The organism is Maricaulis maris MCS10, assembly GCF_000014745.1.
Lineage (GTDB): Bacteria > Pseudomonadota > Alphaproteobacteria > Caulobacterales > Maricaulaceae > Maricaulis > Maricaulis maris_A.
This window is the reverse complement of sequence record NC_008347.1, coordinates 2245855-2271667: the sequence shown is the minus strand read 5'-3', so window position 1 is coordinate 2271667 and position 25813 is coordinate 2245855. Positions and strand designations below refer to the sequence as shown.

22 protein-coding genes are annotated in these 25813 nt (G+C 64.0%); all 22 read left to right on the top strand.

Annotation, left to right across the window (positions count from 1 at the left end; translation table 11 throughout):
- Window positions 1-157 precede the first annotated feature (157 nt).
- The 22 genes from MMAR10_RS10820 to ligA all read left to right on the top strand — a co-directional run bounded on the left by MMAR10_RS10820 (window position 158) and on the right by ligA (window position 25808).
- Window positions 158-616 carry a division/cell wall cluster transcriptional repressor MraZ gene (locus MMAR10_RS10820; RefSeq protein ID WP_041636939.1) on the top strand — a complete coding sequence of 153 codons (459 nt, stop codon included), beginning with the start codon at window positions 158-160 and terminating at the stop codon, window positions 614-616.
- Window positions 616-1620 (top strand): 16S rRNA (cytosine(1402)-N(4))-methyltransferase RsmH, encoded by a 1005-nt coding sequence (gene rsmH, locus MMAR10_RS10815; RefSeq protein WP_011644023.1) that lies wholly within the window; start codon window positions 616-618, stop codon window positions 1618-1620. Before MMAR10_RS10820 ends, rsmH begins: the two co-directional genes overlap by 1 nt.
- Window positions 1617-2000, top strand: coding sequence for a cell division protein FtsL (ftsL, locus tag MMAR10_RS10810; RefSeq protein ID WP_011644022.1), 384 nt, complete (start codon window positions 1617-1619; stop codon window positions 1998-2000). The genes rsmH and ftsL overlap by 4 nt, the downstream gene beginning before the upstream one ends.
- Window positions 2000-3754 (top strand): peptidoglycan D,D-transpeptidase FtsI family protein, encoded by a 1755-nt coding sequence (locus tag MMAR10_RS10805; RefSeq protein ID WP_011644021.1) that lies wholly within the window; start codon window positions 2000-2002, stop codon window positions 3752-3754. The genes ftsL and MMAR10_RS10805 overlap by 1 nt, the downstream gene beginning before the upstream one ends.
- Window positions 3751-5202 carry a UDP-N-acetylmuramoyl-L-alanyl-D-glutamate--2,6-diaminopimelate ligase gene (locus tag MMAR10_RS10800; RefSeq protein WP_011644020.1) on the top strand — a complete coding sequence of 484 codons (1452 nt, stop codon included), beginning with the start codon at window positions 3751-3753 and terminating at the stop codon, window positions 5200-5202. The genes MMAR10_RS10805 and MMAR10_RS10800 overlap by 4 nt, the downstream gene beginning before the upstream one ends.
- Window positions 5195-6619, top strand: a complete 1425-nt coding sequence (locus tag MMAR10_RS10795) for a UDP-N-acetylmuramoyl-tripeptide--D-alanyl-D-alanine ligase (protein ID WP_011644019.1) — start codon at window positions 5195-5197, stop codon at window positions 6617-6619. Before MMAR10_RS10800 ends, MMAR10_RS10795 begins: the two co-directional genes overlap by 8 nt.
- Window positions 6620-6626: 7 nt before the next feature.
- Window positions 6627-7730 carry a phospho-N-acetylmuramoyl-pentapeptide-transferase gene (gene mraY / locus MMAR10_RS10790; RefSeq protein ID WP_011644018.1) on the top strand — a complete coding sequence of 368 codons (1104 nt, stop codon included), beginning with the start codon at window positions 6627-6629 and terminating at the stop codon, window positions 7728-7730.
- An 11-nt stretch (window positions 7731-7741) separates the two neighbouring features.
- Window positions 7742-9166 carry a UDP-N-acetylmuramoyl-L-alanine--D-glutamate ligase gene (gene murD / locus MMAR10_RS10785; protein ID WP_011644017.1) on the top strand — a complete coding sequence of 475 codons (1425 nt, stop codon included), beginning with the start codon at window positions 7742-7744 and terminating at the stop codon, window positions 9164-9166.
- Between the two features lie 26 nt (window positions 9167-9192).
- On the top strand, window positions 9193-10290 hold the full coding sequence (ftsW, locus tag MMAR10_RS10780) for a putative lipid II flippase FtsW (RefSeq protein ID WP_049755804.1): 1098 nt from the start codon (window positions 9193-9195) through the stop codon (window positions 10288-10290).
- Window positions 10287-11393, top strand: a complete 1107-nt coding sequence (gene murG, locus MMAR10_RS10775; RefSeq protein ID WP_011644015.1) for an undecaprenyldiphospho-muramoylpentapeptide beta-N-acetylglucosaminyltransferase — start codon at window positions 10287-10289, stop codon at window positions 11391-11393. Before ftsW ends, murG begins: the two co-directional genes overlap by 4 nt.
- Window positions 11390-12796 carry a UDP-N-acetylmuramate--L-alanine ligase gene (murC, locus tag MMAR10_RS10770; RefSeq protein ID WP_011644014.1) on the top strand — a complete coding sequence of 469 codons (1407 nt, stop codon included), beginning with the start codon at window positions 11390-11392 and terminating at the stop codon, window positions 12794-12796. Before murG ends, murC begins: the two co-directional genes overlap by 4 nt.
- Entirely contained in the window at window positions 12793-13740 is a 948-nt protein-coding gene (gene murB / locus MMAR10_RS10765; protein ID WP_011644013.1) for a UDP-N-acetylmuramate dehydrogenase, read from the top strand. Before murC ends, murB begins: the two co-directional genes overlap by 4 nt.
- Window positions 13737-14327 (top strand): hypothetical protein, encoded by a 591-nt coding sequence (locus MMAR10_RS10760; protein ID WP_011644012.1) that lies wholly within the window; start codon window positions 13737-13739, stop codon window positions 14325-14327. Before murB ends, MMAR10_RS10760 begins: the two co-directional genes overlap by 4 nt.
- Before the next feature lie 17 nt (window positions 14328-14344).
- Complete coding sequence (locus tag MMAR10_RS10755; protein WP_041636936.1) at window positions 14345-15292, top strand: D-alanine--D-alanine ligase; 948 nt, start codon at window positions 14345-14347, stop codon at window positions 15290-15292.
- Window positions 15293-15411: 119 nt separating this feature from the next.
- Complete coding sequence (locus tag MMAR10_RS16305; protein WP_049755717.1) at window positions 15412-16188, top strand: cell division protein FtsQ/DivIB; 777 nt, start codon at window positions 15412-15414, stop codon at window positions 16186-16188.
- Complete coding sequence (ftsA, locus tag MMAR10_RS10745) at window positions 16185-17516, top strand: cell division protein FtsA (RefSeq protein WP_011644009.1); 1332 nt, start codon at window positions 16185-16187, stop codon at window positions 17514-17516. The genes MMAR10_RS16305 and ftsA overlap by 4 nt, the downstream gene beginning before the upstream one ends.
- A 104-nt stretch (window positions 17517-17620) precedes the next feature.
- Window positions 17621-18016 (top strand): hypothetical protein, encoded by a 396-nt coding sequence (locus MMAR10_RS10740; protein WP_011644008.1) that lies wholly within the window; start codon window positions 17621-17623, stop codon window positions 18014-18016.
- A gap of 140 nt (window positions 18017-18156) precedes the next feature.
- Window positions 18157-19788: a cell division protein FtsZ gene (gene ftsZ, locus MMAR10_RS10735; RefSeq protein WP_011644007.1), complete on the top strand. Its 1632-nt coding sequence runs from the start codon at window positions 18157-18159 to the stop codon at window positions 19786-19788.
- Between the two features lie 192 nt (window positions 19789-19980).
- Window positions 19981-20877, top strand: a complete 897-nt coding sequence (gene lpxC, locus MMAR10_RS10730) for a UDP-3-O-acyl-N-acetylglucosamine deacetylase (protein ID WP_011644006.1) — start codon at window positions 19981-19983, stop codon at window positions 20875-20877.
- A 232-nt stretch (window positions 20878-21109) separates the two neighbouring features.
- Window positions 21110-21940, top strand: a complete 831-nt coding sequence (locus MMAR10_RS10725) for an outer membrane protein assembly factor BamD (RefSeq protein ID WP_011644005.1) — start codon at window positions 21110-21112, stop codon at window positions 21938-21940.
- A 27-nt stretch (window positions 21941-21967) separates the two neighbouring features.
- Entirely contained in the window at window positions 21968-23665 is a 1698-nt protein-coding gene (recN, locus tag MMAR10_RS10720; protein ID WP_011644004.1) for a DNA repair protein RecN, read from the top strand.
- A gap of 37 nt (window positions 23666-23702) precedes the next feature.
- Window positions 23703-25808, top strand: a complete 2106-nt coding sequence (ligA, locus tag MMAR10_RS10715; protein WP_011644003.1) for an NAD-dependent DNA ligase LigA — start codon at window positions 23703-23705, stop codon at window positions 25806-25808.
- Window positions 25809-25813 lie beyond the last annotated feature (5 nt).

Sequence of the window (25813 nt, the reverse complement as noted above, 5' to 3'; positions counted from 1 at the left end):
TTCCGCGTCTGTTCTTCAGTTTTGCATATTTGAATACTTCGATTGGCCTGTTAATCCATGAAAAACGGCCTTCTCGTCATTGTTTCCCATCCAGTCCCATGTTATCCCATAATTAACCATGCGGGGTAGGTTGCAGGGTTTGGGGAGCCAGCAAGGCGTGTTTCTGTCCACCACCATTAACGGCGTCGATGCCAAGGGACGGGTTTCCGTTCCGGCCGATTTCCGTGCTGTGGTGCGAGGCGGCCCCTTTGACGGCATCATCGTCTGGCCGTCCTTCGATGGTCCCTATCTGGAAGGTGGCGGTCAGGCCCTGCTCGAGCGTTACCAGGCGCTGATCGAGGAAATGGACCCCTATGATGATGCGCGCATCGCTTTCGAGCGCGCCATCTTCGGTGCCGCCCGCCCATTGGCTTTCGACGCCAATGGCCGCGTCACCTTGCCCAAGGAATTCGCCGAACATGCCGGCCTCGATGCCAAGGCGACCTTTGTCGGTCTTGGTTCGCGTTTCGAGATCTGGTCTCCGGAGCGGTTCGAAGAACATAAGTCCAATGCCCAGAGTTTTGCCCGTGACAACAAGCGAGCCCTGAAGCTGCCGACCCGTCCGGGAGGGGTGTGATGAGCGTTGCCCCGCACATCCCGGTCATGATGAGTGAGGTCCTGCATGCGCTCGAGCCGCGCAGCGGGGCTTTGTACATTGACGGGACTTTCGGCGCCGGTGGCTATTCGCGCGGCATCCTTTCGGCGGCCGATTGCAAGCTGATCGGCATTGATCGCGACCCGGCCGTCCAGCCCACCGCGACCCAGCTGGTCCAGGCATCCGGAGGCCGTTTTGCCTTCGCCGAAGCACCGTTCTCGGCGATGGGCGAGGTCCTGGCGTCTCGCGGTATCGACCAGGTCGACGGCATCGTGCTGGATATCGGCGTCTCCTCGATGCAGATCGATCAGGCCGAGCGTGGCTTTTCCTTCATGCGCAAGGGCCCGCTGGACATGCGCATGGCGGCGAGCGGCCCGACCGCGGCCGACGCCGTCAACCGTCTGAAAGAAGCAGAGCTCGCGGACATATTTTATGTGTACGGCGAAGAGCGGCGTTCGCGGCGGATCGCGAAATTCATCTGCACGGCCCGTGCCGAGGCAAAAATCGAGACGACGGATCGGCTCGCTGAAATTGTGACGCGCGCAACTGGCGGAAAACATTCGAAAATTCATCCGGCGACGAAAGTCTTCCAGGCGCTGCGAATTTTCGTCAATGACGAGCTGGGTGAACTGGCCCGTGCGCTGGAGGCGTCCGAGCGTCTGCTGGCGCCGTTGGGCCGGCTTGTCGTGGTTACCTTCCATTCACTGGAAGACCGCATGGTCAAGACCTTCCTGCGGAGCCGTGCCGGTCTCGCAGGGGGAGGCGGCTCGCGTTACGAGCCTGCGGTTGAAGCCGGTCCGGCGCCGAGCTTTTCATTGCTGACCCGTCGCGCCGTGTCGGCCAGCGATGAGGAGGCTGCAGAAAACCCCCGTGCCCGCTCAGCCAAGCTGCGCGCCGCCATTCGAAACGAAGCGCCGGCCTGGTCCGACAGCCCGTCGCTGCACACGAGTATTGTTCCGCTTGCCCGTCTGGAGGCCGCGCTATGATCCGCACGCTCAATGCGATTGCGTTCGTCGTTGCCGCAGCTCTGGCGGTCGCGCTCTACATCGCCAAGGCCGAGGCGAAGAGCTCGCAGGAACGTCTCGAGGATATCCAGGCCCAGCTCGTCGAGGAGCGCCGCCAGATCAATGTGCTCAATGTCGAGATCGCCCATCTGGAAGACCCGGAGCGCCTGCGCGCCCTGGCCCGGCGCTATCTCGGATTCGAGCCGCTTGATCCGTCACGGGAGGTGGCCTTGAGCGATCTGCCACTGCTCTCTGATCCGCGTCCCGATGACAGTGGTGTGCGCCGGGATGGCCAGTTTGTGGCCCAGCCGGACGACGCCCTGGCCATGGCCGAGCCGACACAGGCGGGAGGCCCGGACTGATGCGTCTGTGGCCATTCCGCAAACAGATATCCTCTGAAGCCCGCACGCTTGCGCCGCCACCGCTGGCCGAGGCCGCGCCGGCGGACATGTCCCGCCTGCTGCGGATCGAGAGTGATGAAACCCGCGCGATGGACGCCTCGCGCGGGCGTTTGCGTGTGATGGGCCTGTCGCTGGCACTCGGTTTTGCCGTTCTCGCCGGTCGCGCGGTCGAGCTCGCCATAACCGGACCTGCCGATGCGGCGCCGGCCCGGCAAGTGGCCGAGGCGCATAATCGTGGTGATCTGTTCGATCGCACCGGGCAGGTGCTGGCCACGACGCTGGAAACCCACTCGCTCTATGCCGATCCGGCCCTGGTCTGGGATGCCGCCGAAACAGCTGAAATGCTCGCCACCGTCCTGCCGGACGTTGATGTTGAAGGCCTGACCGAAGATCTGGGCTCCCGCCGCCGCTTTGTCTGGGTCCGCCGCAATCTGACACCGCGCCAGCGCCAGGCCGTGTTTGCCCTTGGCTTGCCAGGACTGGAGTTTCGTACCGAGCCACGCCGCGTCTATCCGCGTGGTCGCCTGGCCTCGCATGTGGTCGGCTACACCAATCGCGACATGGACGGTCTGGCCGGGGCCGAGCGCGCCTTCGACGGGGCGCTGATGGCCGGTGATGGCCGTCCCGTCGCCCTGTCGATCGACATGGCGGTTCAGTTCCATGTCGATGAAGTCCTGCGCGCGACCATGACCGAATACCGCGCCCTGGCAGCGACCGGGATCGTGATGAATGTCCGCACCGGCGAAATCCTCGGCATGGTGTCATTGCCCGACTTCGATCCCAACCGTCCCTCCGATGCCAGTCCGGGTGAACGGCTCAACCGTGCCGCCCAGTCGGTCTACGAAATGGGCTCGACCTTCAAGGCCTTCACGGTCGCCGTCGCGCTGGAGGAACAAACCGCGACGCTGGAAAGCCGTTATGATGCGCGCGCACCGCTTGATGTCGGCGGTTACCGGATCTCCGACTATCATGGCGAGGAGCGCTGGCTGACCGTGCCGGAGATATTCACCCACTCTTCCAATATCGGCTCCGGGCACATGGCCCTTGAAGTCGGTGCCGAGGCCCAGCGCGGTTTCATGGGTGATTTGCGCCTGCTAGAGCGCGCGCCGATCGAGCTGGCCGAAAGCGCTGACCCTTTGCTGCCGCGCAATTGGGGGCCGACCGAAACCGTGACCATTTCCTATGGCCACGGCATCGCGGTCAGCCCGATCGCGACCATTGCGGCTTTTGCCGCCATCGCCAATGACGGCGTTTATGTGCCGCCGACCCTGCTGCCCGTGGCTGCTGACGAGACCATTCTGGGCGAGCGCGTGATGCGCTCGGATGTCGCCCGCGACGTGCTGGCGCTGATGCGTGAGAATGTGGTGGGCGGAACAGGCGGCAATGCCGAGGCCGTCGGCTATCTGGTTGCCGGAAAGACCGGAACGGCCGACAAACCGTCGCGCGGTGGCTATGACACTTCAGCGCTGATTTCCTCATTTTCGGCGGTTTTCCCGGCCAATGATCCGCAATATGCGATCCTTGTGCTGCTGGATGAGCCGCAAATGCCCGAACCGACCTATCTTCGTCCGACCGGTGGTCGCGTTGCAGCTCCAGCGGTGGGAGAGATTGTGGCGCGGATCGCCCCCATCCTTGGCGTCGAACGGTCCAATGAGGATCCGGATGCCCGCACGGCGATGGTCCGCGCTGCGCTGATGCCGGAGTTGATCCCGTGACATTGAATGACCTGTTGCTCGATGAAGGCCTGGTTGTTGAAGGCGGCGAACAGACCGTGCGCGGCCTGACGCTGGACAGTCGCAAGGTCGAGCCGGGTTTCGTCTTTGCGGCCCTGCCGGGCGTCAAGGTGCATGGCCGGGATTTCATCCCCAAAGCGCTGACCGCCGGGGCATCCGTCATCCTGACCGATGAGCCGGTCGAGGCGCCGGTCCCGGTGATCGCCGTTCCCGAACCCGCCGCCTTGCTGGCGCGGATGGCGGCACGCTTCTATCCGCGCCAACCCGGGCACATCGTCGCCATCACGGGTACCAATGGCAAAAGCTCGACCGTGGAATTCCTGCGCCAGATCTGGGCCGGTGCCGGTATCGAGGCGGCCTGCCTCGGCACGCTCGGCGTGACCCGCGGCAATTCGGTCGAGGTGACCGGCTATACGACCCCGGATGCCGTCGCCTTGCAGGCGGCGCTGGACCGGTTGGCCGGTGAGGGCGTGACCCATCTGGGCATGGAGGCGTCCAGCCATGGCCTCAAGCAACACCGGATGGACGGTGTGCGCCTGCAGGTCGGTGCTTTCACCAATCTGACTCAGGACCATCTCGACTATCATCCCGATTTCGCCGACTACTTCGCATCCAAACTGAAACTGTTCACCGAGCGCCTGCCGGCCGATGGTCGGGCCGTGATCAATGTCGATAGCGAGTGGGGTGGCAAGATGGCCGCCTCCGCTCGCGAACGCGGCCTCGAAGTTCTCACCATGGGTTGGCGCGGCAGCGATCTGGCGATCCGGGAAATCACCCCTCGTGCGGCCAGCCAGAGCGTTATCTTTGCCTGGAAGGGGCGCGAGCATGCGCTGGACATCCCGCTGGTCGGTGAGTTCCAGATCCTCAACGCGCTCGGCGCCGCGGCCATTGCCCTGTCGGACGGCGTGGCTGAGGCCAGCGTCCTTGATACCCTCAAGGGTTTGGCCGGTGTGCCGGGGCGTCTCGAGAAAGTCGGGGAAACCGCAGCCGGAGCGCCGGTGCTGGTGGACTATGCCCATACCCCGGACGGGCTCGACAAATTGCTGCGCGCCGCACGCCCCCACACACGCGGGCGCGTGATCGTCATCTTTGGCTGCGGTGGAGATCGCGACGCCTCGAAACGGGCCAAGATGGGCGTCATCGCGGCCAACCAGGCCGATCATGTCATCGTCACCGATGACAATCCGCGTTCCGAAGATCCGGCCGCCATCCGCAAGGCGGTTCTGAAAGGGTGTCCGCGGGCCGAAGAAATCGCCGACCGGGCCCAGGCGATCCGGCACGGGGTCGCGATGCTGAAGGCCGGTGACTGTCTGCTGATTGCCGGCAAGGGGCATGAAACCGGACAGACCGTCGGCGATATCGTGCATCCATTCGACGACCGCGAGCAGGGCCGGGCGGCTCTGGTCGCCAGGGAGGCCGCCAATGTCTGAGGCAAGCGCGAACCCGCTGTGGACGTCCGGGCAGGCCATGGCTGCAACCGGCGGCATGCTGATTGGGGAACCCGGCTGGACCGTCAGCGGAATTTCGATCGATACCCGCACGCTGCAACCCGGCGACCTTTTCGTGGCCCTTCAGGACGCTCGCGACGGGCATGATTTCGTGGCGGCCGCGATGGAGAAGGGCGCTTCGGCCTGCCTGGTCGAGCGCGGTGACACCGGGGTCGAGCCGGCGCTTATGGTCAAGGACGCGCTGGAAGGCCTGCGAGCCCTCGGTGCAGCCGCCCGTGACCGATCCGACGCGATCCGCGTCGCAGTGACCGGCAGTGTCGGCAAGACCAGCGTCAAGGAGGCCCTGGCTGCCGTCTTCCGGTCCTCCGGCCCGGCGCATTGGAGCGTCAAATCCTACAATAATCACTGGGGTGTCCCGCTGACCCTGGCGCGCATGCCGCGCGACACCGGGCGGGCGGTATTCGAGCTGGGCATGAACCATGCCGGCGAAATCCGCGACCTGTCCTCGCTGGTCCGCCCCCATGTGGCGTTGATCACCCGGATCGCCCCGGCCCATCTGGAACATCTCGGCTCTGTGGAGGCCATCGCCGACGCCAAGTCGGAAATTTTCGACGGGTTGGAGCAGGACGGAGTCGCCATCTACCCGTCCGATGATCCGCTGGCCGAACGCATCGCCCGCCATGCCCGACATTCCTGCGCGGCCTTCCTGCTGGATTTCGGCACGTCCGCTTCGGCGGCTATCCGGATCGAGGAGTTTGAAACCGGGCTGGACGGGTCACGGGGTGTCGCCAATGTGCTGGGCGTCCGCGCGCCCTTCCGTCTGGCCGCAACCGGTGCCCACTGGGCCTGGAATGCCGGTGCGATCTTCGCGGCGGCGGCCGGAGCCGGACTGGATGCTCGCGATGTGGCCGAAGCACTGTCTGACGTCGGTGCCGAACCGGGCCGCGGCCGTGCCGCACGGATCGCCTTGCCCGACGGCGGCGCTTTCACGCTGCTCGACGATGCCTACAACGCAAACCCGGTCTCGATGGCCGCGGCGATTGCCGCGCTCGGGGCTGCCGATCCCGGTCCCGACGGTCGCCGTATCGCAGTGCTGGGCGACATGCTCGAGCTCGGCCCGGACGAGGACCGCCTGCACGCGGAGCTGGCCGATCATCTCGCTGCCGCCGGTGTCGACTCGGTTCTGACTTGCGGTCGTCGCATGAAGCATCTGCATGACGCCTTGCCCAAGACTGTTCGCGCGGGCTATGCGCAGGATGCGGCCGGGGGGTTGGAACAGGTCAAATCATTGGTGCGTTCGGGGGATGTGGTGCTCATCAAGGGCTCCAATGGTTCCGGCCTCCACAAGATTGCCTCGGTTCTCCTCGACGGTACCGCACTCGGATTGACGGAGGCCTGATCCGCCCATGCTTTATTTGTTGTTCGCGCCGCTGGCTGACGATTTTCAGCTGGCCAACCTGTTCCGCTACATCACCTTCCGGACGGGCGGTGCCCTGATGACGGCGATGCTGATCGCCTTTGTCTTCGGAAAGCCGATGATTGGCTGGCTGCGTCGCAAGCAGGGCAAGGGCCAACCGATCCGCGCCGAGGGTATCGAGCGCCATGTGGTCGAGAAGGCCGGGACGCCGACCATGGGCGGTTTTCTGATCCTGCTCGGCGTGATGGTCGGGACGTTGCTCTGGGCCGATCTGACCAATGCCTATGTGTGGATCGTGATTTTCGTCACCGCGGGCTTCGGCGTGATCGGTTTCATTGATGACTATCTCAAGGTCACCAAGCAGACGACTGCCGGTTTCGGCGGCCGGTTCAAACTGGTGGGCGAGTTCGCCATTGCGTTGATCGCTGTGGTCTGGGCGACCCATACTGCCCGCTCACTGGGTGTCGAACCGGGCATCGAAACCTCCATCGCCGTGCCTTTCTTCAAGGACCTGATGATCAATATCGGGCCGCTCTTTTTCGTCTTCGGTTGTGTCGTCATCGTCGGGTCGGGCAATGCCGTGAACATGACGGACGGTCTCGACGGTCTGGCCATCGTGCCAGTGATGATCGCTGCCGCGACTTTCGGCGTGATCGCCTATGTCGTCGGACGCGTTGATTTCGCTGAATACCTGCAGGTCCACTACACGGCCGGGGCGGGCGAAATCCTGATCTTCTGCGGCGCCCTGATCGGTGCCGGGATCGGCTTTTTGTGGTGGAATGCGCCGCCAGCCATGGTCTTCATGGGCGATACCGGATCGCTGTCGCTGGGCGGCGCGCTGGGAACGATTGCCGTGGCCATCAAGCACGAGCTCGTCCTCGCCATTGTAGGCGGCCTGTTCGTGCTGGAACTGGTCTCGGTGATGGTTCAGGTCGCCAGTTTCAAACTCTTCGGCAAACGGGTTTTCCGGATGGCGCCGATCCACCACCATTTCGAGAAGAAGGGATGGGCCGAACCGACCATCGTCATCCGCTTCTGGATTATTGCGGTGATCCTCGCATTAATTGGACTCGCCACCCTGAAATTGCGCTAGGATAGGTCTCCATGATCCCGATCCACGCATATGAAGGCCGCCGTGTGGCTGTGTTCGGATTGGGGCGCACAGGCATAGCCACGGCAAAGGCACTGGAGGCAGGCGGCGCAACAGTTTCGTGCTGGGACGATGCCGAGCCCTCGCGTGCGCGCGCGGCTGCCGAAGGCCTGACGCTGGACGATCTCAACCGACGTGACTGGGGCGACATTGCCGCCTTGATCCTGTCGCCGGGAATTCCGCTGACCCATCCGAAACCGCACCACATGGTCGAACTGGCCCGGGCTGTTGAAGCGCCGGTGATCGGTGATATCGAGTTGTTTGCCCAGGCATTGGCGGACCTGCCCGAAAAGCGGCGACCAAAGGTAATCGGCATCACCGGCACCAATGGCAAATCGACCACGACCGCGCTGATCGGGCATATCCTGCGCGCAACCGGTCGCAATGTCGTGGTCGGGGGTAATATCGGTGACGCCATCCTGGCCCAGTCGCCGCCGCGTCCGGGCAGTTATTACGTTCTCGAACTGTCTTCCTACCAGCTCGATCTGACGCATACGCTGGCCTGTGATGTCGCGGTTCTGTTGAATGTTACGCCTGACCATATCGACCGGCACGGTGATTTCGACGGCTATTTTCGCGCCAAGAAGCGCCTGTTCGAGATGCAGAAGCCCGGTGGCCTGGCGGTCGTCGGCATCGATGACAATACGACCTCGGCCTATTATTCGGCCTTGCGCCGGCAGCGCCGTGAGGAGGAAGTCATTCCGATCTCGGCCGGACGGGTGTTCGCACGCGGCGTCTATGCGCTGGGCGACCGGGTTTATGACGCGCTGGACTGCGCCTCCCATCCAATTGTTGATCTGGCGAAAGTGCCAACGCTGCCGGGCCGACACAACGCCCAGAATGCGGCGGCGGCCCTGGCGACGGTTCGGGCCTTGGGCGTCGCCGGTCGTGCCGCGGCCGATGCGATCACCACCTTTCCCGGCCTGCCGCATCGCCAGGAGCGCGTCGCCACGATTAATGGCGTCACTTATGTCAATGATTCCAAGGCCACCAATGCCGAAGCCGCCGTGCAGGCACTGGGTTGTTATGAACGTGTCCGCTGGATCATTGGTGGACGGGCCAAGGCGGGTGGTTTGAGCGCCGCGAAGCCGCAATTCCATCGCGTCGCCAAGGCTTATCTGATCGGCGAGGCCAGTGAGAGTTTCGGCCGCGAACTTGACGGCGAACTGCCGAATGAATCCTGCGGCGACCTGGCCGGCGCTATTGCCGCCGCCACGCGCGATGCCCTGGCCGAAGGTGGAAGCGGACAGGTCATTCTCCTGTCTCCAGCGGCGGCCTCCTTTGACCAGTTCGCCAGCTATGAGGCACGCGGCGACATGTTCCGCACGCTGGTCAATGACCGTGTCGCGCAGGGCCATGCACCGGAGGGCGTTGCGTGATCCAGGCTTTCCCGCGGGCACTGGGCATGTGGTGGCGCGGTATCGACCGTACCCTCTTGTTCGTCGTCATTGCCCTGGTCACGACCGGGCTTGTCCTGTCGATGGCGGCCAGTCCGGCAGCCGCCGAACGGCTTGGCCTCGATGACCCGTTTTACTTCCTGTATCGCCAGAGCGTCTTTGCCGGCCTCAGCCTGATCTCCTTGCTGGCCATCTCGGCGCTGTCGCCCAAGGGCGCGCGACGGTTGGCCGTGATCGCATTGATGGGCGCATTCATCCTGATGGCGGCAACCCTGTTCATCGGTCATGAGGTCAAGGGGGCGACACGCTGGTTGCGTTTCGGACCGTTCTCGCTTCAGCCGTCGGAATTTCTCAAACCGGCCTTGCTGGTCACGGCGGCCTGGTTGTTCTCCGAAGAAAAGCGCGGCGCGCCGGTGCCGGGCCGGATCATCGCCTTCGGCCTGTTCGCCGTCGCGATCGGCCTGTTGATGTTGCAGCCTGACTTTGGTCAGTCCGTCCTGTTGACCCTGTGCTTTGGCGGCATCTTCTTTGCCTCGGGCCTGTCCTGGATCTGGGTGGCGGTGTTGGGCGGTTTGGCGGCGTCAGGATCGACGCTCGCCTATTTCACCTTCCCGCACATCGCTTCGCGGGTGGATCGTTTCCTTAATCCGGAAAGTGGTGACACCTATCAGATCGACCGGGCGACCGAGGCCATCTCGCGCGGCGGCATTGCCGGGGTCGGGCCCGGCGAGGGCGAGGTGAAGCATCTCCTGCCAGACGCTCATACCGATTTCATCTTCTCGGTTGCGGCTGAGGAGTTCGGCCTGATGGCCTCGCTGTCGATCATCGGCCTGTTTGCCATCCTGGTGACGCGGGCCTGGATGCAGGTGATGCGGCTGCAAAACGGGTTCGCGCAGTTGGCGGTCGCTGGACTTGCGCTGCAATTCGGACTGCAAAGCCTGGTCAATATCGCCGTAAACTTGAACCTCATTCCACCCAAGGGCATGACATTGCCTTTCGTCTCCTATGGAGGTTCGTCCATGCTCGCCCTTGCATTCGGTGCCGGCCTCCTGCTGGCCTTCACCCGTCGCCGACCCGGCGCCTACACACCGCGCTTCTCCGCATGACACCGCGCCGTTGCCTGATTGCCGCCGGCGGAACCGGTGGGCACATGTTTCCCGCGCGCGCGGCGGCGGAAGCCCTGATCGCGCGCGGCTGGCAGGTGCGTCTGGTCACCGATGCCCGCGGCCTGCGCCACGCGACCGACTTTCCGGCCGTCGCGGTTGACGAGATCCATGCCGCCAGCCCGTCGACGAAGAACCCGCTCAAGCTGGCCAGGGCCGCGCTCGAACTGACCCAGGGCTTTGCCCAGGCGCGCTCGATTGTCGGCAAGTGGAAGCCGGACGTGATCGCCGGTTTTGGTGGCTATCCGGCCTTTCCGGCCCTGGCGGTCGCCCGTTCGATGGGCATTGCCTTCGCCATCCATGAACAAAACGCCGTGCTGGGCCGGGTCAATCGCGTCTTTGCCGCCAAGGCCGGCTTTGTGGCCTCGGGGTTCGAGCGCCTCGACCGCCTGCCGGCCAAGGCGAAGAAACGTCACATCCTGACCGGCAACCCGCTGCGCGCCCCCATCCTCGCCGCGCGGGATGCCGGCTATCCGGCAATTGACGCCGATGGTCGGCTGAACATCCTTGTCCTTGGCGGATCCCTGGGCGCGCGCATCCTGTCGGAAACCGTGCCGCAGGCACTGGCGATGGTCCCGGAAAAGCTGCGATCCCGCCTTGATGTGGTCCAACAGACCCGCGAGGAATCCCTCCCCATGGCACGCGAAACCTATCAAGCAGCCGGCATAGCCGCGCAATGCGAACCCTTCTTTGAAGATGTCGGTTCGCTCTATGCCGCCAGCCATCTTGTGATCGGCCGGGCCGGCGCCTCGACCGTGTCGGAAGTGGCAGGCGTCGGACGTCCGGCGATCTTCTGCCCGCTGGCGATCGCCGCTGATGACCACCAGTCCGCCAATGTTGATGGTCTCGTCCAGGCCGTCGCCTGCGATGTCGTCCATGAGGGCGAGTTCACGGCACAGAAGATCGCGGCCCTCATCGAAACCCGTCTGTCCAACCCTGACGACCTTGCCAGCCGAGCCCAGTCGGCGCGCGCGCTGGGCCGCCCCGATGCCGCCGATGCGCTGGCGCGGGCGGTCGATGGCCTGGTCACCGGAGCTCTCGTATGAAATTCACCGCCCTGCCGTTTGAAGTCGGTCCTGTCCATTTCGTCGGCATTGGCGGCATTGGCATGTCCGGCATTGCCGAGGTCATGCTCAATCTGGGCTACAAGGTGCAGGGTTCCGACATCAAGGCGAACCCGAATGTCGAACGCCTGACCGGGCTCGGTGCCACGGTCGCCATCGGTCACAAGGCCGCAAATGTCGACGGGGCGGGCGCCATTGTCGTCTCCTCGGCGATCAAGCCGGACAATCCGGAACTCGTCGCCGCCCGTGCCGCCAAGATCCCGGTGGTGCGCCGGGCCGAGATGCTGGCCGAGCTGATGCGCCTGAAATTCGCGGTTGCCGTGGGTGGCACGCACGGCAAGACAACGACGACTTCGCTGGTCGCCGTCCTGATGGACGCCGCCGGTGTCGATCCGACGGTGATCAATGGCGGCATCATTTCCGCCTATGGCTCGAACGCCAAGGTCGGCCTGGGTGACTGGATGGCGGTCGAAGCGGATGAGAGCGACGGCTCCTTTCTCAAACTGCGCTCGACAGTGGCCATCGTCACCAATATCGATCCCGAGCACATGGAGCATTACGGCACCTTCGATGTGCTCCGTCAGGCCTTCTTCCAGTTTGTCGAGAACCTGCCCTTCTACGGGTTTGCGGTCCTGTGCACCGACCATCCCGAAGTGCAGTCGCTGGCCAGCCGGGTCGAGGACCGCCGCGTCATCACCTATGGCCAGAACCCGCAGGCCGATGCCCGTCTGGAAAACCTCAAGATGGATCCATCCGGCGCGACCTTTGATGTCCGCTTCCGCCTGCGCGGTCAGGACGAGACGGTCTGGCGTGACATTTTCCTGCCGATGATGGGCGAGCACAATGTGCTCAATGCTGTTGCTGCGCTGGCGACCGCGCGCGAGCTGGGCCTGACCGAGGCCGGCGCCAAGACGGCGCTGGGCCAGTTTGGCGGGGTCAAGCGTCGCTTCACTCGCACCGGTGAGTGGAAGGGCGCGGCGATCATCGATGATTACGGCCATCACCCGGTCGAAATCGCCGCCGTACTGAAAGCCGCGCGTCAGGCCGCGACCGGCAAGGTGATCGCGGTCATGCAACCACACCGCTACAGTCGCCTGCACGACTTGTTCGACGATTTCTCGACCTGTTTCAACGATGCCGACAGCGTGCTGGTGACCCCGGTCTATACCGCCGGGGAAGACCCGATCGAGGGCGCCGACCAGGCTCATCTTGTCGAGAGCCTGCGCTCGCACGGTCACCGCGATGCCGGTGCCACGACCCGTGATGCTGTGGCTGCCGACGTCGCCAAACGGGCCGGTGAGGGCGATGTCGTCGTCTGCCTCGGCGCCGGTGATATCACGCTATGGGCCTATGCCCTGCCGGGCGAGTTGGAGGCGTTGGGGTGACCCTCCTCGCCCAACTCCCCACCGTTCGCGGCAAATATATCGAGGCCGCGCCGCTGAAGGGCCTGACCTGGTTGCGGGTCGGTGGTCCGGCGGATGTGCTTTACCTCCCGGCCGACGAGTCTGATCTGTGCCGCTTCCTGGCGGAGACGCCGGACGAGATCCCGGTGACCGTGCTGGGTGCCGGGTCGAACACGCTGGTGCGTGATGGCGGGGTGCCGGGTGTGGTGATCCGTCTGGCGGGTGCGTTCGCGAAGACCGAGGCGCTGGACGGGTATCGGCTGCGTGCCGGGGCCGGAGCGCTCGACAAGATGGTCGCCAAGGCGGCGGCCAAGGCCGGGATTGGCGGGCTGGAATACCTGGTAGGTGTGCCCGGCACGATTGGCGGCGCGCTGCGCATGAATGCCGGCTGCTATGATCAGGAGACATCCGACGTGGTCGTCGAGGTCATCGCGCTGGACCGGATGGGACGCCGCATCATCGCCTCGCCGGACGAGTTGGCCTACAGCTACCGCCATTGCGAGGCGCCTGAGGACTGGATCTTTACCGGGGCGGTCTTCCAGGGGCAGGCCGATGATCCGGACGCGATCACCAAGCGGATGAATGCCATCACGGCGCGGCGCGAGACAACGCAGCCGATCCGCGAGAAGACCTCCGGCTCGACCTTCGCCAATCCCGATCCGCCCGGCACGCCGAACCAGCGCAAGTCCTGGGAGTTGATCGACAGTGTCGGCGGGCGCGGTTACCGCGTTGGCGGGGCGCATTTTTCCGAGCAACATTGTAACTTCCTGATCAATGATGGCACGGCAAGCGCGGCTGATCTGGAACAGGTCGGCGAAGACGTGCGGGCGCGGGTTCGCCAACAACATGATATCGAGCTGCGCTGGGAAGTCCGGCGTATCGGCCGGGTCTCCGGCGACCAGAAACAAGAAGGGCAAGCGGGATGACCGATCCAGTCGCCGCGGCGATCGAGCCGATCCGCGAGAAATTCGTACAGGCCTACACCCAGTGGCTGCCGGAAATGCAAAAGCATTTTCCCCAGGGCGTCAGCGAGCATCCGTTCGCGATCCAGCATGACAAATCGCTGATCCGGAACCTGTACCGCATTGATTTCGCGACCCAAATCCAGCCCAAGCCGGAATTCCGCGAGTTTCGCTTGCAGGACATGCTGGCTTTCAAGTCCTGGGACGGACCAGTCGAGGGCGTTCATCTTCATCTCCATCCGTTCCGCTGGGACGCGCTGGTGGTCCAGCTGCAGGGCGCGAAATGGGATGAGGCAGCCGTGACGCGCTGGTTTGATCGCTGGTTCGGGATGATGAAAGACACGCCAGTGGTGACCCCCGGTGTCCAGACCGGTGGCTTCATCCACGCCGCCTCGCTGCAGGACGAGATGTTGCATGTCGATCTGGGCACTGCGCCTGTCGAGGCGCTGACCGAATTGCTGGCCATTGCACGCACAACCGGCGCCAGCGCGATCGCGCTCGTTGATCCGGTGGTCAGGCCGACCACACCCAGCGGTGAAGCACTGAACTAGCCGGTCTGCCCGGGTCGATGACCGGTCAGGGCCTCAGCCAGGATAATCTCATGAGCAAGCGTATCGCGGTTTTGATGGGCGGACTGTCGCCGGAGCGGGATGTGTCTCTGGTCACGGGCGCGGCCTGTGCCAAGGGGTTGCGCGATGCCGGCTACGAGGTGGTCGAGATCGATGCCGGCCGTCATCTGTCGCAACAGCTCGCCGACGCCGACCCGGATGTCGTCTTTAACGCCCTGCATGGCGAGTGGGGCGAGGACGGTCTGGTCCAGGGTGTGCTCGAGCATTTCGGCAAGCCCTACACCCATTCCGGCGTGCTCGCTTCGGCCCTGGCGATGGACAAGCAGAAGGCCAAGGACGTGCTGCGCGCGGCGGGCATCCCCTGTCCTGAGGGCATCATCGCCAACCGTTTCGAGGCGGCCAAGGCCCATGTGATGAAGCCGCCCTATGTCGCCAAACCGAATGCACAAGGCTCATCGGTCGGCGTGCATATCGTGCTGGAAGGTGCCAATCGCCCACCCGCCGAGCTGGGTTCGACGGCCTGGGCGCTGGGTGATGAAATCCTGATCGAGCGCTATGTGCCCGGTCGCGAGCTGACCGTGGCGGTAATGGAAGACAGGGCGCTGTGTGTCACCGAGATCAAGCCCAACACGACCTTTTACGACTATGAAGCGAAATACACGGCAGGCGGGTCGGATCATATTTTACCGGCGCCGATTTCCGCCGAAATCGCTGAACTGGCGATGGATTTGGCTGTCAGGGCACACCGGGCCTTGGGATGCCGGGGCATGACGCGGTCGGATTTCCGCTATGATTCGGCAGCCGATACACCATTATGGTTACTCGAAATTAACACCCAACCGGGCATGACTCCGACATCACTAGCGCCAGAACAGGCGCAGTATTGCGGGATCGAATTTTCCGATCTCGTTGCATGGATGGCGGAGAATGCGTCGTGTCGAAGGTGAGGCGTGCCGGATCGCGTAAAGCGGTCCGTCGCAAGACCAAACCCCAGTCCGCCGCGGTGTCCGCACCGCGGCGTTTGCGTAACTGGGCCGAGGCCCAGGTCCGGGGTGTCAGATATCGTATGGCGAATGCAGCCCGTTTCGGCGGGTTGGTCGTGGCTGGCCTGGCGGCTGTCACGGTGGGCGGACTCGCGCTCTTCGGTCAGCTCGACGATGTCGCTTCCTGGGCCGGTGCCCACGTCGAGCGTCAGCTCGCTGAGTCCGGCTTCGCCGTTCGCGCCATTGATGTCACAGGCGCCCGCGGCGAGATGGCCCATGCCATCGTCCAGGCATCCCTGATCACCGACGGCGAGTCCATTTTCTCGATCGATCCGGAAATTGTTCGAAGCCGGGTCGAGGCCATGCCGATGATCCGTCGGGCCCGTGTTGCCCGTCTGCTGCCCGACCGTATCGCCATTGTCGTCGAGACCCGCGAAGCCTTCGCGCTCTGGCAGGTCGAGGGCGGTCTGCACGTAATCGATCGCGACGGGGTCGTGATCGCTGATGCCGATGTCATGAACCCGCCCGATCTGCCGCTTGTCGTTGCCGACGGCGCCAATGAGGCGGCGACCGAGATCGTCGATGCCCTGGGCCATTTCCCGGACGTGGCCGGTCGGGTGGTCGGTGCGGTGCGCGTCGGTGAAAGGCGCTGGAATCTGCGCCTGGAAAGCGGTGCTGATGTGAAATTGCCGGAGAGCGATGTGATGGCCTCGATCGCCATCCTCGCCCGCCTTCAGGCCGAGCGTGGCGTGCTGCGCCTGGCGGCCGAGAGTTTTGACCTACGCGGTGAGGGCGATCTGATCGTCCGTGCCCTGCCTGACCGGGCAGCGGCGGCCGGTATGCGGGAGCGTGAAGCGTGAGTGTGTTTGATCTGTTCCGGTCCCGTCAGCCCAGCGCTGTCAGCGGCTCCAAGGCCCAGGGTGTCTGTGCCGCCCTTGATGTCGGCTCCTCCAAGATTGCCTGTTTCATCGCCCGCACCGATCAGACCATCTCCGGTCCGCGGCCGCGTGTGATCGGTGTCGGTCACCAGTCCTCGCGCGGCGTCCGCGCCGGCGCGGTGGTTGACATGGATGCAGCCGCCGAAGCCATCCGCACCGCGGTCGAGCAGGCCGAGCGCATGGCCGGGATTGCCGTCAACGCTGTCACCGTGACCCTGTCGGCCGGACAGCCGGCCTCGACCCGCCTGGCTGCCGAGATCGACCTGCCACAACGCGAGATCACCGAGCGCGAGCCGCGCCGCCTGCTGGATGGCGCGCTGGCTGAATTTGCGATTGAAGACCGCGTTGTCCTGCACGCCATTCCGCTGTCCTGGTCAGTCGATGATCATCGCGGGATCAAGGATCCGCGCGGCATGTTCGGCAAGACGCTGGGCGTGGAAGTGCATGTCATTACCGCCGCCATCGGCCCGCTGCGCAATCTGTCGACCTGTATCGAGCGCTGCCATCTCGACCTCAAGGGCGTGGTCGCCACACCTTACGCGTCCGGCCTGTCGGCCCTGGCCGACGATGAAGTCAAGCTGGGTGCGACCCTGATCGACATGGGTGCCGGCGCCACCACCGCAGCCGTGTTCGCGGAAGGTGCGCTGCTGCATATTGATGCCGTCCCGGTCGGTGGCTCGCATGTGACATCGGATGTGGCGCGCGGCCTGTCGACGCCGCTGGCCGCCGCGGAACGCCTCAAGACGCTGTACGGGTCGGCTCTGGACAGTCCCGAGGATGACCAGCAGATGATCGAGGTGCCATCGGTTTCCGGTGAAAATGGTGCGCTTTACGACAGTGCGCCGCGCTCCCTGCTCAACTCGATCATCCGGCCGCGGCTGGAAGAGACCTTCGAACTAATCCGCGACCGCCTCGACGCGGCCGGTGTCGGCAAGACATCCGGCCGTCGCCTGGTTCTGACTGGTGGGGGCGCCCAGCTTCCCGGCGCTGCCGAACTGGCCGCGCGTGTGTTTGGCAAGCAGGTCCGTATCGCGGGACCATGCGGTGTCAGCGGGCTGGGCGATGCGGTGTCCGGTCCGGCTTTCAGTGCCGTGGCCGGTGTGGTCCGCCGCGAGACGCGCGGGGCCGCGGAAGCCATTGCCGGACCGCCGCGCATGAGCGGTCTGCCGACCATGCCGCGCCGGGTTCCTGCGGAAGCTGGTGCCGGTCGGGCGTCGTCCATGTGGCGCTGGTTTGCCGAAAGCTTTTGAGCCTTCGGGATCAACCGCTATTTCATAATCAATTACCGACGCGTTTAAGGACTTTCTCGGGTGCGGCCCTTACTTCTCCGACTCTAGGTCGCAAGAAGAGCGCAATGTCTTTCAATCGAGTCACAATCCTGCCTGACCACGCTTGTGTCGAAACCTTCATTGATGGTTATGAGGACTGGGACAGCGCCACCGACATCATCGTCGAAATGGCCGAAGCGGCGGAATCCCGGGGCTGGCGCCGCATCCTGCTCGATTTCACACGGGTGGACCTTCGCATTGCGCGCTCGGAAGCTCAGGACATCGCGAAGTTCTTCAACTCATTCGTGACCCATTCGATGAGTTTTGGTGTGCGATTGCCGCAAACGCAGCGTGATGCCGAGATCATCATGATCTTTGCAAATACCATGCATGAGCTCGGACACGCGGTGACCCTGCTGCTCGACCGGTCGGACCGCGAAATCTGGCTATCCGGCTCGCTTCCCGAGGCTGCAAGCGGCTGACGACATCAGCGGCGGACCCTGTCGGTCAGAATGTTTTACCACCTGAAATGATCATCAGTTTAACCCCTGCTTAAGCGTCTTGGGGCGAAACTTCATGGTGAATCGTTGTTTAACTTCCAGTGCCGAGAACAGGGTCTGTCATGACGCTCAACCTCTCAATTCCCGAAACGACCGAGTTGCGGCCGCGTATTGTGGTCTTTGGTGTCGGGGGCGCCGGGGGGAATGCCGTCAACAACATGATCGAGGCCAAGCTGGAAGGTGTCGACTTTGTCGTCGCCAACACAGACGCCCAGGCCCTGCAACGTTCGCAGGCCGAAAAGCGCGTCCAGATGGGGGCCGCCATCACTGAAGGTCTGGGCGCGGGTGCGCGACCGGAAGTCGGTGAACAGTCGGCCGAGGACTCGATCGAGGAGATCCGCGAGCATCTGGGCGGGGCCCACATGGTCTTCATCACTGCCGGCATGGGTGGTGGCACGGGAACCGGCGCTGCGCCTGTCGTGGCGCGCGCGGCTCGTGAAATGGGCATTCTCACCGTTGGTGTCGTGACCAAACCCTTCCATTTCGAAGGCTCGCGCCGCATGAAGCTGGCCGATTCCGGGATCGATCAGCTGCAGGATCATGTCGATACGCTGATCGTGATCCCGAACCAGAATCTCTTCCGTATCGCGACCGAGAAAACGACCTTTGCCGAGGCCTTCTCCATGGCTGACCAGGTCCTGCATTCCGGCGTGCGCGGTATCACCGATCTGATGGTCATGCCGGGCCTGATCAATCTCGACTTCGCCGACGTCCGCGCGGTGATGAACGAGATGGGCAAGGCGATGATGGGGACGGGCGAGGCCGGCGGCGAAAAGCGCGCCGTGGAAGCCGCCCAGGCCGCCATTTCAAATCCGCTGCTGGACGATGTTTCGATGAAGGGGGCCACCGGCGTCCTGATCAACATCACCGGCGGCTATGACATGACCCTTTATGAGGTCGACGAGGCCGCGAACGAAATTCGCGCTGAAGTCGATCCGGAAGCCAATATCATTGTCGGTTCGACCTTCGACGAAACCATGGAAGGTTCCATGCGTGTCTCGGTCGTCGCCACCGGTATCGACGCGGAAATCATGGTTCAGACCGATCCGCGTGCCCGTCAGCAACGCGGCGCTGCGTCGGCCCAGCAGTCCAATCCGAATGACGCCATCCTGCCATGGAAACGCTCGAATTCTGACCGTCCGGGCCGTGTGGCCAGTGAGCGCGGTGTCGAGATGCGCGCACCCGAACCCCGTATCGCTGAACCGCGCCGGGAAGCGGAGCCGCAGGCTGCCGCACAAACCGAGACCGAGACCAGCGACGAGTTCCAGGTCGAGCCGATGAAGAGGGCTGTCGGGGCCGAAGATCTCTCCGACGCCATCGCCACGAGCCCGATCAGTTCTGATCGCGACCCTTATGTGTCTGAAGTGCGGACGACCCAGACCGACATGCGGGCCGAAGCGCCGCAAGTTGTCCAGGACCAGGCCCGACTGGCCCAGGAAGCAGAACGTTTGAACGCGCGCTATGAAGAACGCCGCGCCTCGGCGCCGCAAGCCGACAGCAAGGAAGAGAAGCGTGGGTTCTCGCTCTTCGGTCGCCGCAAGAAGCCGGTCGAACCTGCTCCGAAAGCCGCGCCGGTCACCAAGACTGCGCCGGTCCAGTCGGCCCAGCGACCGGCGTCCGGAGACCTGTTCGGTGACAGCCTGGAAGAAGGCGATCTGGAAATCCCGGCCTTCCTGCGTCGCCAGGCAAATTGATCAGATCAACTCACTGATCTGACTGAAGAAACGGGCGGCCCATTGCGGCCGCCCTTTTTGCTGCAGCCGCGTAACAAACCGCAACAATGGTTTAATTGAATGCTGGCACCGCCTGTCGTTCACTGCACAGGTCGATGGCTGTCTGGCCATCAAGCGTTTGGGCGTAAACCGTAAGCAAGATGGCGCGTTACAGTGATTAACCGGCACACATTGGCGGCACCTGTTGTGTTCGCAGGCATTGGTCTCCACACCGGCGACCGGGTTCGCATGGTCCTGCAACCGGCCAGTGCCGGCGCGGGCATTGTCTTTGTGCGCTCAGACATCACCGACCGCAACAACCGGATTGCGGCGCGGGCCACCAATGTCAATGAGGTGCGCCTGGGCACCACTATCACCAATGAGGCCGGCGTTTCGGTCGCAACCATCGAGCATTTGATGGCCGCTCTGGCAGGCCTCGGTGTGGATGATGCAGTGATCGAGGTTGAAGGGTCTGAAGTCCCGGTGATGGACGGATCCTCGGCGCCCTTCGTCAAGCTTATCCGCCAGGTTGGACTGAAATCCCATGCCATGCCGCGTCGCGCGATCCAGGTCCTGCGTCCGGTCATGATCGAAGATGACGAGCGCAGCGCCGGATTCCTTCCGGCCCTCAAGCCGTCGATCGAGATCGAGATCAGCTTCGAGCACGCCTCGGTGGGGCGCCAATCCTGTGCCTTCGAGATCGCTCCCGACATTTTCAGCGATGACATCGCCTCGGCGCGGACTTTCGGTTTCCGCAAGGATTACGAAGCACTGCTGGCCGCTGGTCTGGCGCGTGGTGGTTCCATGGACAATGCCGTGGTGCTGGATGATGACGGCATCGCCAATCCGGAAGGATTGCGCTTCAAGGACGAGTTTGTCCGTCACAAGGCTCTGGACGCGCTGGGCGATATCGCCCTGGCCGGTGCTCCGATCATCGGCTGTTATCGCGCCGCCCGTCCGGGCCACGCGATCAACAATGCTGCCGTGCGCGCCCTGCTGGACGATCCGACCAGCTGGAAATGGGTCAGCATGCGTGACGTCGATGCCGGCGCCATGGCGATGGCGCGTTGAGCCCTACCTGATTTCGAGACATGACGAAAACCCGGGCCGCACGCCCTGGCGGGGCGTGGGGTTTGCCGCCTTTCTATTGCGGCAGATCTGTCATTGCGCCCTGATCCGACGGCTTGAACCGTCAGTTTCGCATTCCTCGATGACAGCGCCCTTTTGCCCGAGGCAATCATCCGCTACAAACTTGTCGGAACGGGTGGCCCTTCGGCCGCCAGAGCTGTTGAGCCGTGCTTTCATGACCTTTATGTCGCGTATCGTTGCCCCGCTTGTCCTGTCCGCCCTCTTGGCATCCTGTGCCAGCGGGCCAGATAATTCAGTCGCTTATGTCGAGCGACCGGCGGAGACGATTTACGCCACCGCGTTCGAATCGCTCGACCGCCAGCAATACCCGCTGGCCGCGGCCCGCTTCGATGAGGTGGAGCGTCAGCACCCGTATTCGGAATGGGCACGCCGGGCCATGCTGATGGCAGCCTATGCCAACTACGAATCCAATAATTACGACGAGGCGATTTCCGACGCCCAGCGCTTCATCTCGCTGCATCCGGGCAATCGCAACGCCGCTTATGCCTACTACCTCATCGCGATCAGCCATTTCGAACAGATCATGGATGTCGGGCGTGACCAGGCGGCCACCCAGCAGGCCCTGCTGTCGCTTGAACAGGTTGTGCGCCGTTTCCCGGACAGCCGCTACGCTACCGACGCGCGCCTGAAGATCGACATGACGCGCGACCATCTGGCTGGCAAGGAAATGAGCGTTGGGCGCTGGTATCTGCGCCGCGGCTACCACCTGGCGGCCATCAACCGTTTCCAGAATGTCTTGCGCGAATACGGCAACACATCGCACGTGCCGGAAGCCCTGCATCGCCTGGTCGAATCCTATGTCTCGCTCGGCATTGACGAGGAAGCCCGTCAGGTCGCATCGGTCCTGGGCTACAATTTCCCGGGCAGTGACTGGTATGAGACCAGCTATGATCTCCTCACCCGTGAGGGGATCTCGATCGGCGAATCGATCGAACAGGCCGACCCGTCCTTTATGCGGCGGGCCATGCAGCGGCTGTTTGGCTGATCTGGCCCGGGGGTGCCTACGCACTGAATGCTGCTCTCCCTTTCCATTCGAAATGTGGTCCTGATCGACGCGCTTGAGGCGACGTTCGACGGTGGATTGTGTGCACTGACCGGCGAGACCGGTGCCGGCAAGTCGATCCTGCTTGGCGCTCTGGGACTGGCTGCTGGCGAGCGTGCCGATCGCGCCCAGGTGCGCAGCGGCGCTGACGAGGCCCAGGCTGTTGCCGCCTTTGACCTGCCCGCCGGCCACCCCGCCTGGGGCTTGCTGGACGAGGCCGGCCTGATGGTCGAGCCGGGTGAGCCGCTGATCCTGCGCCGGCGTCTTGGTGAGGACGGCCGCAGTCGCGCTCATATCAATGACCAGGCAGCCAGCATCGGGCTGTTGCGCGGACTGGGCGATGTACTGGTTGAAGTTCACGGCCAGCATGACGGCCGCGGACTGATGGACCCCAAAAGCCACCGCACCTATCTCGATACCTATGCCGGGCATGATGGCAAGCTGGCGACCTGTCGTGCGGCCTGGCGCGAAGTCAGCGCCGCTCGCAAGCAACTCGATGCCCTGGTGGACGCCAATCAGGCCTCGGATGACGAGCAGGACTATCTGCGTCATGCCATCGAGGAACTCGACCGGCTCGATCCGCGTGCCGGCGAGGAGGCGGAACTGGCTGAGGAACGCCAATTCCTGCAAGGCGCCGAGCGCGCCATCGGGGATTTGCAGGACGCCCAGCAGGCTCTCGCCGGTGAGGGCGGAGGCCTGGAGGCGCGTCTGAATGCGGCGCTGCGTGGGCTGGAACGAGTGCGTGATCATATCGGGTCGGGCGGTGGTGAGGCCGGGCCCGCGCTCGAGCGCGCCTCGACGGCGATCGACCGGGCCTTGATCGAATTTGCCGAGGCGGAAGATGCCCTCTCGGACGCCGCCAAGGCATTCGATGTTGAGCCGGGCCGTCTCAATGATGTGGAGGAGCGGCTGTTCGCCCTGCGTGGCCTGGCCCGCAAGCACCATGTCGCCGCAGACGAGCTGGCGGCCCTGCATGGTCGGCTGACCGACCAGCTCGACGGTATCGAGAACGCGTCGGACCGGATTGCCGAGGCCGAAAAGGCCGTGAAGGCGGCCCAGGCGCGGTATGACGACGCTGCCCATGCCCTGTCACGCAGTCGCATGAAGGCCGGCAAGGCGCTGACCGACGCGGTCGCGGCCGAACTGCCGCCGCTGAAAATGGACCGGGCGCGCTTCCGCGTCGCCATTACCTCGGATGATGACCGGGCCGGACCTGATGGCCGCGACCAGGTCGTTTTCGAGGTTGCCACCAATCCGGGATCGCCTTTCGGAGCACTGGACAAGATCGCGTCGGGGGGTGAGCTGTCGCGCTTCGGCCTGGCCCTGAAAGTGGCGCTGGCTGGCGAGGATGACGGTCTGGTTCTGGTCTTCGACGAAGTTGACCAGGGCGTTGGCGGGGCCGTGGCCGATGCGGTGGGTCGGCGGCTCAAGCGGCTGGCCGCCAAGGGGCAGACACTGGTCGTTACCCACTCACCGCAAGTGGCGGCGCTGGCCGATCATCACTGGCAGATCGTCAAGACCGATGACGGGCAGGGCGGCATGCGCACGACACTGGTCAAGCTGGATGGAGCGGCGCGGCGCGAGGAGATTGCCCGCATGCTGTCCGGCGCTGACATTACTGACGCGGCACGGGCCCAGGCCGATGCACTGATGGCCGTGGACGCCTAGACTGCCGCTCCCGAATTGATTCCGCAGGGCAGGACTGATGAGCGCACTCAAGGATGTCGACCAGCTGACCGAGGCCGAAGCACGCGCCGAGCATGCCCGCCTGGCTCGCGAGATTGCCGGGCATGACAAGGCCTACTACCAGTCCGACGCGCCCAAGATTTCCGACGCCGCCTATGATGCGCTACGCCGCAAGCTTGAGGCGATCGAAGTCCGCTTTCCGCAGTTCATTGACCTGCTCAGCCCGACCCAGCGCGTCGGCGCCGTCCCGTCCGGCAAGTTCGGCGAAATCCGGCATGCAGTACCGATGCTGTCGCTGGGCAATGCGTTCAATGACGAGGATGTCGCCGATTTTGTCGGACGCATCCGCCGCTTTCTGGGTCTGGCCGAGAGCGATGTCGTGGCGGTCACTGCCGAGCCGAAGATTGACGGCCTGTCGGCCAGCCTGCGCTATGTCGGTGGCAAGCTTGTCCATGGCGCCACCCGCGGCGATGGCCAGACCGGCGAGGATGTGACGCAGAACCTGCTCACCCTGGACGATATCCCCGACACCTTGCCACCCGGCGACTGGCCGGACGTGGTCGAGGTGCGCGGTGAGGTCTACATGTCGCACGCCGATTTTGCGGCGCTCAATGAGCGTCAGATCGAGGCAGGCAAGGACGCCTACAAAAATCCGCGCAATGCCGCTGCCGGCTCGCTGCGCCAGATCGACCCGAAGATGACCTCCCAGCGCCCCCTGCGCTTTTTCGCCTATGCCTGGGGCGAGGTCTCCGAGCCGCTTTCCGACACCCAGATGGGAGCCGTGGCCCGGTTCGGCGAAATGGGCTTTCCGGTCAATGACCTCATGGCCCGCTGCGAAACGGTCGAGGCTCTGCTGGCGGTCTATCGCGATATCGAGGCAAGACGGGCCGGGCTCGGCTATGACATTGATGGGGTGGTCTACAAGGCAGACCGGCTGGACTGGCAGGAGCGTCTGGGCTTTGTCGCCCGCGCTCCGCGCTGGGCCATCGCCCACAAATTCCCGGCCGAACAGGCGACCACCATTCTGGAAGCCATCGACATCCAGGTCGGCCGCACCGGCGCCCTGACGCCGGTCGCCCGCTTGACGCCGGTCACGGTCGGCGGTGTGGTGGTCACCAATGCGACGCTGCACAATCAGGACGAAATCGAGCGCAAGGATATCCGCGTCGGTGACACGGTGGTGATCCAGCGCGCCGGCGATGTTATCCCGCAAGTCGTCCGCGTGGTCGACCCGGACAGGCCCGGTCGCGGCGAGGCCTTCGATTTTCCCACCGAGTGCCCCGTGTGCGGCAGCCAGGCCCTGCGTGAGCACGACGCCAAGACCGGCAAGCTGGATGTCGTGCGGCGCTGTACGGGCGGCCTCATCTGTGGCGCCCAGCTGAAGGAGCGGTTGAAGCATTTCGTATCGCGCAAGGCTTTCGATATCGAAGGCCTGGGCATCAAGCAGATCGAGGCCTTCCAGGAAGAAGGCCTGATCACCGAGCCGGCTCATATCTTCACCCTCAAGGCCCGCAATGAGGCCGGCGAGATCAAACCGCCATTGCAGGAGCGTGAGGGTTTCGGCGAGACCTCGATCCGCAATCTCTTCACCTCGATCGAGGACAGGCGGACCATCACCCTGGCGCGCTTTCTCAACGCGCTGGGCATCCGCCATGTCGGTGAAAACACATCGGCCCTGTTTGCCCGCACCTATGGCAGCTGGGCAGCCTTCCACGCCGCGGCGGCCAATCTGTCCGATGAGGCCGTGCGCGCTGAGATGCTGGGCATTGACGGTATTGGCAATGCCGCGGTCGAGGCGCTGGAGCAGTATTTCACCGAGGCCCACAATCGGGACCTCCTTGACCGTCTCGTCGCCCAACTCACCATCGAGGATGCCGAAGCCATTGCCAATGACAGCCCGGTGGCCGGCAAGACCGTGGTCTTCACCGGTGCGCTGGAGCGGATGACCCGCGACGAAGCCAAGGCCAAGGCGCAAGCGCTTGGTGCCAAGGTGGCGGGATCCGTATCGGGCAAGACGGATTATCTGGTCGCCGGGCCGGGGGCCGGATCAAAGGCCAAAAAGGCGGCCGAGCTGGGTGTTGAGACGCTGACCGAAGATGAGTGGTTTGACCTGATCGGGGCCTGAGGGCG